General features: G+C 55.7%; 12 protein-coding genes. 3 read left to right on the top strand and 9 right to left on the bottom strand.

Annotated features, from left to right (window positions below):
• Window positions 1-98 precede the first annotated feature (98 nt).
• On the bottom strand, window positions 99-542 hold the full coding sequence (locus FD38_RS10215; RefSeq protein WP_057733889.1) for a hypothetical protein: 444 nt from the start codon (window positions 540-542) through the stop codon (window positions 99-101).
• The gene (locus tag FD38_RS10220; RefSeq protein WP_057733891.1) at window positions 539-2,035 is read right to left on the bottom strand and encodes a Y-family DNA polymerase; all 1,497 of its coding nucleotides are present in this window, start codon (window positions 2,033-2,035) and stop codon (window positions 539-541) included. The genes FD38_RS10215 and FD38_RS10220 overlap by 4 nt, the downstream gene beginning before the upstream one ends.
• A gap of 182 nt (window positions 2,036-2,217) precedes the next feature.
• Between FD38_RS10220 and FD38_RS10225 the strand changes: the two genes are divergently transcribed.
• On the top strand, window positions 2,218-2,895 hold the full coding sequence (locus FD38_RS10225; protein ID WP_057733893.1) for a type 1 glutamine amidotransferase domain-containing protein: 678 nt from the start codon (window positions 2,218-2,220) through the stop codon (window positions 2,893-2,895).
• Window positions 2,896-2,997: 102 nt separating this feature from the next.
• Complete coding sequence (locus FD38_RS10230) at window positions 2,998-3,792, top strand: SDR family NAD(P)-dependent oxidoreductase (RefSeq protein WP_057733895.1); 795 nt, start codon at window positions 2,998-3,000, stop codon at window positions 3,790-3,792.
• Window positions 3,793-3,830: 38 nt separating this feature from the next.
• Here the strand turns inward: FD38_RS10230 and FD38_RS10235 are convergent, their stop codons facing one another.
• Both FD38_RS10235 and FD38_RS10240 read right to left on the bottom strand, forming a co-directional pair.
• A complete protein-coding gene (locus FD38_RS10235; protein WP_057733911.1) occupies window positions 3,831-4,523 on the bottom strand; it encodes a TVP38/TMEM64 family protein in 693 nt (230 codons plus the stop codon).
• Window positions 4,524-5,185: 662 nt separating this feature from the next.
• Window positions 5,186-6,604 (bottom strand): APC family permease, encoded by a 1,419-nt coding sequence (locus FD38_RS10240; RefSeq protein WP_057733898.1) that lies wholly within the window; start codon window positions 6,602-6,604, stop codon window positions 5,186-5,188.
• Window positions 6,605-6,809: 205 nt separating this feature from the next.
• Between FD38_RS10240 and FD38_RS10245 the strand changes: the two genes are divergently transcribed.
• A complete protein-coding gene (locus tag FD38_RS10245; protein ID WP_057733899.1) occupies window positions 6,810-7,490 on the top strand; it encodes a matrixin family metalloprotease in 681 nt (226 codons plus the stop codon).
• A 199-nt stretch (window positions 7,491-7,689) separates the two neighbouring features.
• Here the strand turns inward: FD38_RS10245 and FD38_RS10250 are convergent, their stop codons facing one another.
• From FD38_RS10250 to thiD, 5 genes are all read right to left on the bottom strand, one after another.
• Window positions 7,690-8,529, bottom strand: a complete 840-nt coding sequence (locus FD38_RS10250; RefSeq protein ID WP_057733901.1) for an alpha/beta hydrolase — start codon at window positions 8,527-8,529, stop codon at window positions 7,690-7,692.
• A gap of 255 nt (window positions 8,530-8,784) precedes the next feature.
• The gene (locus FD38_RS10255) at window positions 8,785-10,983 is read right to left on the bottom strand and encodes an L-type lectin family protein (RefSeq protein WP_147007874.1); all 2,199 of its coding nucleotides are present in this window, start codon (window positions 10,981-10,983) and stop codon (window positions 8,785-8,787) included.
• A 319-nt stretch (window positions 10,984-11,302) separates the two neighbouring features.
• Window positions 11,303-11,860 (bottom strand): TIGR01440 family protein, encoded by a 558-nt coding sequence (locus FD38_RS10260; RefSeq protein WP_057733905.1) that lies wholly within the window; start codon window positions 11,858-11,860, stop codon window positions 11,303-11,305.
• Window positions 11,857-12,372: an ECF transporter S component gene (locus FD38_RS10265; protein WP_225430822.1), complete on the bottom strand. Its 516-nt coding sequence runs from the start codon at window positions 12,370-12,372 to the stop codon at window positions 11,857-11,859. The genes FD38_RS10260 and FD38_RS10265 overlap by 4 nt, the downstream gene beginning before the upstream one ends.
• Window positions 12,359-13,168 carry a bifunctional hydroxymethylpyrimidine kinase/phosphomethylpyrimidine kinase gene (gene thiD / locus FD38_RS10270; protein WP_057733909.1) on the bottom strand — a complete coding sequence of 270 codons (810 nt, stop codon included), beginning with the start codon at window positions 13,166-13,168 and terminating at the stop codon, window positions 12,359-12,361. Before thiD ends, FD38_RS10265 begins: the two co-directional genes overlap by 14 nt.
• Window positions 13,169-13,584: the final 416 nt, after the last annotated feature.

Below are 13,584 nucleotides of genomic sequence, written 5' to 3' on the forward strand. Positions count from 1 at the left end.
AAGGCGATTCATCACGTTCTTAAAAGAACGTGTCTTCTCGCCCAAATATTAATAAACTTATTCCGGAACTTAAAAACCCACCTGCGTTCAAGTGGGCCTCAGTGATTATTTTTCAACAACTGAATCGCCTGCAGGTTCTCCACTAAGATTACCTGACCGTCTAACAGCGTTAACTGTGTCTCGTTGGCGGCTTTTAGCCGCACCCGAATGGTCCGACTTTCCCCGGTCTCCGGGGCAAACACCGTTAAGTCGACCCGCGGTTTGGTGGCGATGACCGCGCAAACGGCCCGTAAATTCCGCCGACACTTGGCCGTCGCCTCAAATGGGAGGTCCGCGCGCTGACGGAGGGCCTGGGCGCTAGCCGCCAACAAGTCGTCATACCCCGTGAGCGCCGCAAACGGGGCAAACTGGGCCGCCCGGTCGCCCTGTGGCATGGCCGGGTGACGAGACGACACGTGGTGCGGTAGATCCATGATATCGGTGTAGGCGCTGGTGTCGTTAAAAAGTTGTTCGGCAATCTGCCGTTTGGTCTCACGACTCATGCGCGGTGCCCCCCAATCTCGTGATTGCGTTTCTTAAACGTGGCGCCGTCCAGCAGGTCGGTCGCGCGCATGATGGCGTCCCGGCCGAACCGGTCCTGCACTTGCAGGATTGATTCCTGCACCTTGCGTTCGTTGCGCCGCGCCCGCCGTTCCTGGGGCGTGGGGCCCGTGACCTGACCGAACAGATCCAATTGCTGGCTGTATTCGGTGGCCTGCGCCTCGGCCTCGGCGATCACGTGATTCACGCTGACCGTGACTTTACGAATCAGGTAGTGCGGGTTGACCTTGCGCCGATAGATGGCCGACACCGCGCGTTTTAAATCCGTGGTCAGCGACGTGGGCACTTGGAAGTCGTAGCTACCGTGGGCCGGCTTGGGCGTTGGCCGCCCGTAGTAATCGTGAGTGGTCGCAGTCGCTTGCCCGGACAAACTCTTCCTATCGTAAGCAATGTGCAACACCACCTGGTCGCACACCAGCCGTTGACGAACCAGGTCTAGGGCCAGCCCGTCAATCATTTCGCGGGCGACCAGCTCGCCGTGGGTAAAGTCGTAGGGCGTGGGCAGGACCTGCCCCGAGCCGAGGCTGTGCGCGGCCGGACGATAACTCTTAATATCGTGCAGGGTCGTGGATTCGTAGCCCCAGGCGTGGTCGATGATCAGCTCGGCCACCACGCCAAATTCGCGGTACAGCGTTTCTTCGTTTTGAGCGTCCGTGGGCTGCCCCAGTGAACAGCGAGCAATGTCGCCCATGGTATGCAGACCCAATTTTTCCAGCCGTTTGGCGTACCCCCGCCCGATACGCCAAAAATCGGTTAACGGTTGGTGCGCCCAGAGGTACTTGCGGTAACTATGTTCGTTCAATTTGGCGATGCGCACCCCGTCTTGGTCGGCAGGAATCTTCTTGCCCACGATGTCCATGGCCACCTTGGCCAGATAGAGATTGGTGCCGATACCCGCCGTCGCGGTGATACCGGTCTGGTGTTGAACGTCCTGGATGATTTTTTTGGCCAATCCGTGCGCCGAAATCCGGTACAACTTTAGGTAGTCGGTCACGTCCATCAAGACCTCGTCGATTGAATAGACGTGAATCTGCTCGGCCGCCACGTACTTTAAGTAGATCTGATAGATTTGGTTACTGACCTGCAGGTAGTACGCCATCCGCGGCTTGGCTACCCGGTAGGTCAGCTTCAGGTTGGGGTTGCGCAACAGCTGGTCCTTGTAATCAGACTCACCGTGTAACCGGTGATGAACGGCCAGGTAGCGCTCGCGATTCAGGTCGGCCACCCGTTGTTCCACCTCAAACAACCGGGGGCGCCCGGACAAGCCGAAACTTTTAAGGGCCGGCGACACCGCTAGGCAAATGGTCTTGTTAGTTCGGCTGGGGTCCGCGACCACCAGGTTCACGTTCAACGGGTCCCAACCGCGAGCCGCGCACTCCGCCGACGCGTAAAACGACTTCAAATCGATGGCGAGATACACCCGTTTTGGATCCACGACACGCCCCTCCTTCACCAATGTGTGACCTTATTATAGCGAATTTTCGTTAGGGGAACAAGTGTTCAACAGCAAAATTAAAGTTATGGAACTTTTACGCGACTGATGAGTCGTCCTCACGAGTCTGAACCGTTACGTGTGGTAAGTTTAAGGCAACTAGGTTTGCGTGAGGAGGACTTTTTATGACTAAAGTTTTAATCGTTTTAACCAATACCACCCGCTACCACGGGACGACCGACGCGACGGGACTGTGGCTGGGCGAAGCCACCGAATTTGCCGAGGAGATGCATCAAGCCGACATTGCCGTGGACTACATGAGTCCGCTGGGTGGGTTCGTGCCACTCGATCCGCGCGGCATGAAGTACGCCGACGAGGCCATCCTGTCCTGGTACGAGACCGAGGACTTTCAGAAGCGCGCGCTGTGTAACTCCCTAACGCCCAACGCCATTCATCCGCAAGACTACGCCGCCATCTACTTTGCCGGCGGCCACGGCGTGATGTGGGATTTCCCCGAAAACGCCGACCTGCAGCAAATCACCCTGGCCATCGCCGAAAACGGCGGCTGGTTGACGTCCGTGTGTCACGGCATCGCCGGTCTACTCAACGTTAAAGACGCCGCCGGGCACTACCTGGTCGCGGGTAAGAAGATCACCGGCTTCACCACCGCCGAGGAGGTCCTGGCCGGCAAGAAGAAGGTCGTCCCGTTTCTAAACGAGACCCTGGCCCGCCAACACGGCGCCAATTTCCAGAAGAAACGCGCCTACAGCGAATTTGCCGTGGAAGACGGTCACCTGATCACGGGCCAAAATCCCTTCTCCGCCCGGGCGGTGGCCAAGAAACTGATCAACGAACTGCTCTAAACTTACTAATTGGTGCCTATCCCACTTGAAAGTGCCGACTAGCTTTTGCGCCCGTTTCCGGGTAAGCTAGACCCATCAATCACTTATGGGAGGGATTCACCAATGGATTTACATTTAACGGCAAAAACCGCACTGATTACGGGGTCAACTAAGGGCATCGGGAAGGCCATCGCCACCGAACTGGCCCGCGAAGGCGTCAACGTCATCGTTAACGGCCGCCAACAGGCCAGTGTCGACCAGGTCGTCGCTGAACTCGCGGCCGCCTTTCCAACGACTCGGCCCCAAGGCGTCGTGGCCGACATCGCCCAGCCCGCCGAACAACAGAAGCTGTTTGCGCAGGTCCCAGAAGTGGACATCCTGGTCAACAACATGGGCATCTTCAAACCCATGGACTACTGGGATATCGACGACGCTACCTGGAAAAAGTTCTTCGACGTCAACGTGCTGGCCGGTAACGCCTTGGCGAAATTCTACCTCCCACACATGCTCGAACAAGACTTCGGTCGCGTGATCTTCATCGCCAGCGAAGAGGCCGTGATGCCGTCCGGTGAAATGCCGCAGTATAGCATGACCAAGACCATGAACCTGTCACTAGCCAAGAGTCTCTCGAAACTCACGGTGGCTACCCACGTGACGGTCAACACCATCATGCCGGGCTCCACCCTGACCGAAGGCGTCCAACAGATGCTCACCGACATGTACGCCGATAGTGACTTACCCCAGGACCAATGGGAAGCCGACTTCATGAAGAATCACCGCTCCCGCTCCCAGATTCAACGGTTGATTCGGCCGGAAGAAATCGGGCGTTTCACCGCCTTCGTGGCCAGCCCCGACGCCTCGTCGTTCTCCGGCGAAGCCTTACGGTTAGACGGTGGTTTAGTCCCGACGATTATGTAGCTACGCTAAAAAATTGAGCACCGCCACCATGGCGATGCTCAATTTTCATTTGTCACTTTATTACTAGCCTTCAAACGCTGGTCACGACGAATCACTTCGTATAACCCGATCATTAACAGGGTCAGGCCAATCGCCACCACGGCGGTCTTGGTGTTGCCAAAGAGTAAGGCGTTGCCACCAAATGCGTAGAGGTACGAGACCGGCAACGACCCGATGAAGATACACAGGGCCTTATTTTCCAACGAAAAGTTCAATTCCAGCGCAGCGTAGTTGACCAGTAACGTGGGCAACATCGGCACCGCGTACCCGATGCTTAACCCTAAACGCGGGTGGCGCATGGCGTTTAAGCGGTTCGTGATGAACCGAAACCGACTGGGACGGGCCCGGTGGGGAAATTTGCCCAGAATATAGATGGCCAGCAAATTGCCCAACACGATGCCGACCACGTTGATGCCAAAGCCCAGCCACTGGCCGAAACAGACACCCGACAACACCGCGACGGCGGCAATCGGCATCCCCGGAATCGCCGAGCCAATCGCAATCACGGCCATGAATAGCGGCACGTTATGTTTACCCTGATTGCGCAACAGGTCAATCAATCGCTGACGGTCGAAGGCCTGCGCGAGAAACGTTTCAATCACGTGGCGGTAGTTGAACCACAAGAGGGCCAGCAGCCCCACGAGACCCACGATTCCCAGCGTGATCAAGAGAATTTTTAGCCAAGGTTTCACCGGCAACACCGTCCTTTCTGCCTGACTAAGCCCAACTTACCACAGTTAGTCGGGAAAGTAATCCGTTAACCCTCCAAATCAACCGCAGAACTTTTAGTTGACTTCCCGTAGTCACCGTGCGATACTAGCTCCTGGTGCCAAACCACGGTGAGGGTACGCGATCGGCGCGCAAGCGTTCCGAAGGTCGCCGCACCTCACCACTGAGTCCTCCGTTTACGCGGAGGGCTTTTTGTGTCCTCACGGTGGGGCACCGTTTTCGGGCAAACGGCTGGTTAATGCCACCAATTGGCGGCTATAATATTTGAAATTAAAAAAGCTCCGAAAAATCATCACGATTTTTCGGAGCTTAATTATATCCAGGCTAAAACCGGCCCTAAAACCAAATCGCTAATCAGAATGACCATCCATTACTACTTAACTAAATAAGCGCATTGAAGTTGCCGTAATAATCAGTGTGAGCCGGAGGTCCAGTCAGAAATGGGCTCAGGGGTGAAATTTGTCTTGGTCGGCACGGGTCTTGCCGGCTTAGACAAAGGTCGGTCTTCAAGACCTGATTTATGGGCTTGAAGCCGTGCCCACCCCGTTCCAGCCCGTTTCTGACTGGACCGGAAGCGTTGAATCCCCCAGACTAGTTTTTTTAGTTTTCGTTTAATCGCAGCGCCTTAGTCTTCGGCGTCCGCTGCCGGATGTTGTAACTTCGAATGACGTACACCGTAGACGAAGTAGATGACGATGCCTAAGACCAGCCACAAGCCGACCGACACCTTGGTGATGTTGGGCAGCATGATGATGAAGTACACACTGGACAGCCCCGCCAGGATTGGCAGGAACGGGTACAGCGGCATCTTGAAGCCATTGTTGACGATGTCCTTGCGGTGCCGCAGCGGAATAACCCCAAACGAGATAAACGCAAAGGCCAACAACGTCCCGGCGTTGATCAACGATGCTAATTCGGTCAGTGGCACCAGACCGGCGAAGAACGCCTGGACGATGGTTGCCACGATGATCGCGTTCTTGGGAACCGTGTGCTTGTAGCTGATTTCACCCATCTTGGCGGGTAACAAACCGTCACGTCCCAGCGCGTAAACCAATCGTGAACCCCCAAAGAACATGGTAATCATGGCGGTAAAGATCCCAATCAACGCCCCGATGGTAATCAACTTGTTCCAAGTGTTCAGGTGAATCAACTTCAAGGCGTAAGCCGCCGGGTCATCCACGTTCAACTGCTTGTAGTTAACGATTCCGGTCAGCACGAACGAGAAGGCCACGTACAGGACCACGGAGACCAACACCGTTCCCAGAATTCCCCGGACCACGTTTTTCTCGGGGTGAATGGTTTCGGCGGAATTGGCCGCCAAGGCGTCAAACCCGATGAAGGCGAAGAAGACCGTCGCCGCCGCCGTGGAAATTCCGCCCAGGCCAAACGGGGTGGTCTGGAATTGCTTGGGATAGAACGGCGTATAATTGCTGGTTTTAATGTAGAAGACCCCGACGACGATGAACAGGATGATGATGGCCACCTTGATCACCACCGCCACGTTTTCCACGCGTTTGGAGAGGTTAGCCCCCTGCGCGATGATCAACGCGATAATCAGCACGATGATGGTCGCCGAGAGGTTGATCACACCCCCCTCCATCGGTCCGGCTTGTAAGGCCTTCGGCAAATGAATCCCGATGGCGTCGAGAATGTTATTGTTAAAGTATGAGGCGAACCCGGTCGCTTCGGCGGACACCGCCAAGAAGTACTCCAGGATCAACGCCCAACCGAGAATCCAGCCGACGATTTCGCCGTAGACCACGGACCCGAAGGAATACGCGGACCCGGCGACCGGCATGGCTGAGGAGAATTCGGCGTAGGCCATCCCCACGATGCCGGACACCAACGCGGCCAATAAGAACGCGATGGACACCGCTGGCCCCGCGTGCAGCGCGGCTTCGTGGCCGGGCAGGATGAAGATCCCGGTCCCAATCACGGCCCCAATTCCCAGGGCGACTAAATCGCGCGCCCGCAAGGTTTTGGTCAGCCGCGAGTCGGCTTTCAAATAAGTACTCACGGATTCTTTCTTAAATATGTCTGTCATCTAATACTCCCTTTACCGAAAATTTCATTTTTACTCCAATTTTCTAACCTTAATCTAATTTAACGAAAATTTCAAGGCTATTCGCGCTTTAACCCGTTTTCTTACCCGTTTTTAGGTCGTGAAAGCGAATTATCATGAGAGTTTTCTCATCGTCAACCACGCCTAATTGTGGTATAACTAGGCCACCCCGAAAGGAGATCTTCCAATGCGTCACGGACGGCAGATTCGCTTACTCATCATATTATTGATTTTACTGGGGGTCGGCGTGGCTTACCGTAGCAACCGGTTCCCGGACTTCACCCAGCGTCTGAACATCCTCCGCACCGCCGCGATTCGGGTGGTGGCAAAATACACCAACCAACCCGCTACGGTCACCAAAAACGACACCGCCAAGACCAGCGGTACCCCCATCGAAAGTGTCGTTCAGGGGGTCAGCCTCAAAAAGACCTACTATTATCGTTTCAGTGCACAATTACCAACCGCCGGCAAGCGCGTCTTTAGCGATGCCGTCGCCACCTACAACCGCACCGGCATCGTTCACCTGGTCGCCGGAACGGGCGCCAAGCACGATAACCAGATCATCTTCTCGGTCTATCACAAGCAGATGCCGCAGAATCAAGCGTTAATCGAATTGGGTCACGGCGGTCCGGAAATCATCCAGGAAACGACGCCCTTGGGCACCACGACCTGGAACCACGCCACCGCTAACCTGAACGGCAATTACAGTAAGGCCTACACGGACGCGGTCGCCATTCACGAACTGGGACACGCCCTGGGCCTGGACCATAGTTCGTCCCACCGTTCCGTGATGTACCCGTACAGCGAGGGCCGCACGCAGCTATCGGCGGCCGACCTGGCAAGCTTAAAGGCCATTTATGCGCCCTAACGAAGAGAGTGGGACAGAAGGCGGTTAGCTGGCGAGCATTAACGTCGTAAGACGGACAATCCTGAACTTGGATTGTTTGGCTTACGGGGTTAAGCGGAACCAGCTGCCTTTTGGCGCACGTTTCGACACCATATATTCGGAGACGAATAAGAGCCTGAGACTTTTGTCCCAGACTCTTATTGGTTCATCTATCAGTGACCTACCACAAAAAACTAATCAGCAATTTATCCACGTGCGCATTGTTATGCAGGCGGCTGTGTTGGGCCCCCGCCCCAAAGAGTTGCTTGGTCCGGTAGCTCTTCGCCCGACCGGCGACCAGGTACTTCATGGACCGCGACGAATTGTTGCTGACCCGGCCATCCGAGTCCGTGCCGTTATGCAGGTCCCCGTAAATATTCAGGACCTTCGCCGACTTAGGGTAAAGCTTCCGGAGCCGCAACATGTAACGGTACGCCGTATCCATATGGTTGGGTTTCCCCGACTTCGCCAGCTTGATGTAGTGGGCGTAGTCGTCCTCCCCCAGCACCCCGTCAAAGTGTCCGCCCAAGGCCACCTGCTTTTGTAGCTGTGGTAACTTTTTATTCTTGGCGTTGGCAATCAAATAGTACATGATGGCCATGTTGCCCATCGAATGACCGACCATATTCATGCGCTTAAAATGGTAGGTTTTTTGTAACTTGACCACCACGTTCTTAGCCCAGCGGCCCCAAGTTTGGTAGTAGTGATTGTTGCTGTTGAGATAATTGACCTCGACAATTGGATTCTTGGCCGTTGCCGGCAGTTTTCCGATGAGCGTGACCTTCCCCTTCGACGACACATTCGCGCGGATCACCGATTTTTTATTGGTGATTTTCGCCTTTTTGATGGCGCCGACCATGTGTACCTCGGCCTTATAACTACTGCTTGAGCCGTGGAAAAACAGCGTCGGTTGTTGGTCCGCTAGGTTGGTTGCCGCGTGGGCCGGGACCGTTCCCCAAAGTCCCCAGAGCCCCACTAATGTTAGAATGATGATCCCCAATTGTCGCTTCGTGTTTCGCATAACTACCGCTTTAACCTCCAGTAATGGTTGCCTGTCAGATGTTGGGGTGGTTGGTCTTTGTGGTCCAATTTAGGAAACCCACCGAACATCTTACGCTATCTGAACAATTTCGTTTGAGAACTAAAGACCGCTCCTAGTTTACCAAGTCCGTTCGCAAAAGGAAACCGCCACTTTCTCACGTTTTCCCGTTACGGTAGAAAATGAAAAGGGATTGAAACATACCGTCTCAATCCCGTGTTGGTCCTTAATTAAAGGTTAGCTAGGTACACTGTTGGTCAACGTCCAGGTGATCTTGCCGGAATAACTGCCCGCAACGGCATCCCCGTTGACCTGGAGCATCACCCCGTTACGCGCCGACCAATCCGCCGCAACGTCGGTGGTCTCGCTGGCCTGGGTGGCCGTCTTAGTCATGATCTGAGTGGGGCTGGTCCCTAACGGGTGGGTCTGGTTATCGTCGTCCACGTAGACGACCTGCCCGCGTAACGGGTTCCCCAGTGAATCCGTGAACTGTCCGGCCGCCGCTTGTAACGTCCAGGACGTGCCACTGCCCAGGGTATTGTCGACCTCGACCTGCCAGTCATTTTGGCGCCGGACTTCTTGGGTCTTCCCAGTCAAGACGGTATCCTGAAACGAACTGGTCTGGTTCACCGTGCCGAACTTCAATTCCCCGTTCAGGGTCACGTCGAACGTAACGACATTGGACTTGTGGCCCCGGTCATCGGTGGCGTACATGGTCACCTGGTTGACCCCCGGCGACAGCTTGTCCGCCGGGAGTTTAAAGTTAAACGCTCCCTCTTCGTCGGCGTTGCTGGTGGTCCCGTTTAGGGTAAATTCATCGATCGAATTGCCGTTAGATAACGTGGTGTGCAGCGTCACGTCCTTGTTTTCAATCGGGTCATCGGGCTTCTCGGAACTATCGACCGACACGGTCCCGGCCAATGGCAAGGACTCACCGGACGCCACCGTACTGCCGTTGGTCGAGGCCATCCGCAGATACAGGCTCCGGGCCGGATAGATGGTGTAGTCCGGCGACGTGGTCGTAACCACGCTATTGGCCCCGTTAAACGATTGGTTGGCCGCCGCCACGGACGTATTCGTGGTGACCGCGTCCGCCTTCCCGGTCAACGTCACGGTGGCCGTCTGATTCGTCGCCGACAGGGCCTTTCCCAGCTTGTGGGCAATCGTCGCGCTGCCTAACTCGCTGGCACTAAAGTCTTCCGTACTACCATCCGCGTACGTGATGACCCCCTTGGAGAAGGTCACCCCGGTAGGTTTCGGCAAACTCGTCACGATGTTGTTCCAGTCCTGCTTACCGTCATGGTAGGTCAACTGGTATTGGTAGGTCAGATCATCATTACCGTTGACGTAATCGTCACTCGTCTTTAACGTCTTATTCAACGTCTCATCCTTGATCGTCATGTCCGCGGTCGCGTCCACCAAGCCGGGAACCTGATCGAAGGCCACCACGTTATTGGCGTAGGCGCCCCCGGTCGACCCGGTAAAGCCCCAGTAAACGTCGCGGGCCGTCCCCGCCGCGTCGATGGGCGCCAGGTCTAACTTGGCCAGATCAACGGGCGTCGACTGAATCGCGGTTGCGGTCTGACTCATCCCCGTGGTGGGGTTCTTATCGTTGAACGCGTAGGTCATGGTTCCCGTGGTACTGCCCACGGCCGGCGCCTGCCAACTCAACGTCAGGTGGTGCCACGCCCCGTCGGATAACCGTGAGGCCGTCAGCCCGTTATGCTTCGTGGTGTAATAGTACTTGGCCCCACTGCTGGAAGTTCCGTGCCGCTCGTAGGTGCTGGGCTCGCCCGGATAGTTCGAGGCGATGTGTGCACCGTCGACCCCGTTAGACCCGTCGAACCCACTGTTGTCGTTTCCTTTAGTACTCCCATTATCGTATTCGTCAAATTCCAACGCCCAACTCTTCTGAATGGCCTTCGCCGCAATCGTGGTATTACTCGATACCGTGTTGTCGTTATCGATTCCCCAAACACCTAACGTTTGGCCCGGCGCTACAGAACTGCTTAAGCCGCTGGTAATCGCATCGGTCCCCACGTTTTGTAACACAAAGGCCATTCCGTCACCCGTCCCGTTATCCGGCGTATCGGCGGTTCCACCGAAGTACAGCCACATCGAGGCGGTTTCATCTTTACTCAAGTCCAGCCGGTTGGCGGCCGTGGACCACACGGCGCCGACCTGGTTCTTGGCGTCCGTGATTTGGACGGCTGGCTGGCCCGTTGTACTGCTATTGGTGGACGTAATCAGCTTGGCGCTGTTGCTTAGTTTCCCCGAGAGGCTGGGCATCGTGAAGATGTTTTCCAGCGACCCCACCCCCTGCGGCATGCCTCCCGTTGCGTTGGCGTCTGTCGCGTGAGCGGTTACCGGGCTACCCCAAAGGATTACGCCCACCAAACCTAACAATCCCAGCCACGTTACTCGTTTTAACCGCATGGTAACCCCTCCCACAATGTTCCAAAGTTAACGCTAATCGCCGCAATGCTTCACAGTAAAAACCGATGACACCATACTTCATTTAACTATAGCATGCTCATTATTAATTCACAAATAAAACGAGCGGCCAGGGCGGCCAAAGCAAAAACGGCGACCCAACTACGGGTCGTCGTTCGGAAAATCAATGCGAATCCTTGACCACCTCCGCGGTTCAGGATCAATTGGTCACACGAAGATATGAACGTGATTCCCGGAGAATGGTAATAAGTAATAGCAATTAATAACTACTAAGTATATCTTTCAAAAGTCGTGACGTTCCCTAAACGGTGGCGTAAGTCGCCCGCGGGCCACCGACGTATTTCGGGCGGGAACGCAACGCCGTGACGTGGGCTCCACCCAATTCCGATTGCGTGGGCCGGACGGGAACCTGGACGAATTTGACGTGCATCCCGATGGCGGTATCCCCGATGTCTAGACCGGCCTGGGCCACCACATGTTCGACTTCCACGGGATCTTTAAACTGCTGGAAGGCCGCCACGGAACAGGCGCCCCCCGCATGCATGGCCGGGACCACGTTGACGATTTCAAACCCCATTTCGTCGGCTACTCGGCGTTCCACCACCAAGCTACGATTAATGTGTTCGCAGCCCTGCACGGCTAATTGCAGCTGGTGCGGGCGTAGTTGGGCCAACACCGTTTTAATGATCCGGGCGCCCACCTCGGGGTTCGAGTCCTGACCAATCTGACCACCGACCACCTCACTGGTCGAACACCCCAGGACAAAGAGGTCAAACGGACGTAGTTTAGCCGCCGCCAACACCTCCTGAACCATCCGGGCCACATCCGTTTCTAACGTCGCTAAATTTTGAGTTGTCATCGAATCATTCCTTTACTGAGTTTAGGATTAAAGCGGGTCAGGCTCGCCACCAAGGCCACGGTGACGACCAACCCAAAGCCGACCTGAATCAAATTACCGGGGATCGACGCCAAGCCGGCCGGCCAACCGAAAAGCAAACTGGTCGCCAGGTAGTAGCCCACGACCATCACCAGACTGCCCGCCAACATGGGCAGGACCATGCCCCGCACCACGCCGGAAGCCCGGTGCGCCAGTGCCGCTACCACCAGGCCCTGGAGCCCGTGGATCACCAGCGAGAAGAGGCACCATTCCGGATAACCGGACAGCACGTCGATCATGAAACCACTTGCCCCACCGACGAAGACGCCCACGGGATTGCCAAACAGAATCGCGCTGGTATAAATGCCCACCTCACACAGTGTGACCATCCCGTGCGTCGCCGGAACCGGAATCACGATCATCAGCGAGAGCGCAATGGTCAGCGCCGCCAAGACGGCCGCTAAAATTTCTTGTTTTAAGTTATGCTTTGCCACGTTGTTGCCCCCCATGTTGTCGCCAAGCGCCTTGCCAGACACTCCCCGTTTGGTCGTTGAACCGGACGCCGTACGCGATGCCCGCCCGCACAAAACTTTTAGCGCGTTGCACGGCCTCCACGACGGAGACGCCCCGTGCCAACCACGCGGTAATCGCGGCGCTAAAGGTACACCCCGCACCGTTAGTCGCCGGTGTGGCAACCTTTAGCGCCCGGAACCAATACTCGCCCTGCGGCGTCAGGAGGTAGTCGACCGCCTGATTGCCCGGCAGTCGATTGCCGCCCTTGATCACCACGTTCGGACATCCCAACGCTTGAATCTGGCGCGCCGCGGCGGGGAGTTGGTCGGCCTGCATCAACGTTGCGCCACTAAGTAGTTCCGCTTCCGCTAAATTGGGCGTGACCACCGTGGCTAACGGTAACAGGTCGGTTTTTAGCTGCGCAAGTTCGGCGGGGTTGGGCGCCGTCTGACCTTCCTTGAAGACCAAGACGGGGTCGACCACCAGCGGCACCGCCGCAACGGCCAATTGTGTGGCCACCGTGTGAATCACCTCGGCGTCCCCTAGTAGCCCCGTTTTAGCCGCCCGAATCGGGACCTGCGTCAGAATCGACGTTAACTGTTGCGCCACGACCGGCGCCGTCATCGGCGTGACGTGCAGGTGTTGCGGCACAATCGTCACCAGACTGGTCACGGCACTCAAGCCGAAGGTGTCCAGCTCTTCAAAGGTTTTGAGATCGGCTTGCAGGCCCCCACCCGCTAAGCTATCCGACCCCGCAATCGTTAAGACATTCTCCATTTTCGCACCTCCTGAGTTCTTATTATTCCGGTAAACCCACCACGAGACAACCACCAATTGGCTTGTTTTAAATCCAGCCAATTTATATACTAATACACGTCATGCTGGCTAAGATAAAAACAGTCGCCTTCCGGTGCTCAGGGGCTGGAACGCCTGCGGGCACGATTTTGAACCTTGCAAAAATCACAAGTTTCAAAACTCGACCTTATGGTAAGCCAGCACAATACGCTGACTAACCATAATTCCGCTGGCTGAGCCCCTGAGCACCTCCAGGCTATACACTGGAAATTCTAATCTACAATCTTTTTTATGGCGGCACAGTATTTATTTAATGCTTTACCATCCACTAGAGAAATTGCCATACTAAAAATACTAAGCTTAGAGGCATAGAAGTTACCCGACGGGGTGCTCCTATG

It is taken from the genome of Levilactobacillus zymae DSM 19395 (genome assembly GCF_001434115.1).
Classification (GTDB): Bacteria; Bacillota; Bacilli; order Lactobacillales; family Lactobacillaceae; genus Levilactobacillus; species Levilactobacillus zymae.

Bases quoted from the DNA above. Each gene is read 5' to 3' on its own strand.
- FD38_RS10255 (WP_147007874.1), bottom strand. From the start codon at position 10,983: ATGCGGTTAAAACGAGTAACGTGGCTGGGATTGTTAGGTTTGGTGGGC.
- FD38_RS10250 (WP_057733901.1), bottom strand. From the start codon at position 8,529: ATGCGAAACACGAAGCGACAATTGGGGATCATCATTCTAACATTAGTG.
- FD38_RS10230 (WP_057733895.1), top strand. From the start codon at position 2,998: ATGGATTTACATTTAACGGCAAAAACCGCACTGATTACGGGGTCAACT.
- FD38_RS10215 (WP_057733889.1), bottom strand. From the start codon at position 542: ATGAGTCGTGAGACCAAACGGCAGATTGCCGAACAACTTTTTAACGAC.
- FD38_RS10260 (WP_057733905.1), bottom strand. From the start codon at position 11,860: ATGACAACTCAAAATTTAGCGACGTTAGAAACGGATGTGGCCCGGATG.
- FD38_RS10225 (WP_057733893.1), top strand. From the start codon at position 2,218: ATGACTAAAGTTTTAATCGTTTTAACCAATACCACCCGCTACCACGGG.
- thiD (WP_057733909.1), bottom strand. From the start codon at position 13,168: ATGGAGAATGTCTTAACGATTGCGGGGTCGGATAGCTTAGCGGGTGGG.
- FD38_RS10245 (WP_057733899.1), top strand. From the start codon at position 6,810: ATGCGTCACGGACGGCAGATTCGCTTACTCATCATATTATTGATTTTA.
- FD38_RS10240 (WP_057733898.1), bottom strand. From the start codon at position 6,604: ATGACAGACATATTTAAGAAAGAATCCGTGAGTACTTATTTGAAAGCC.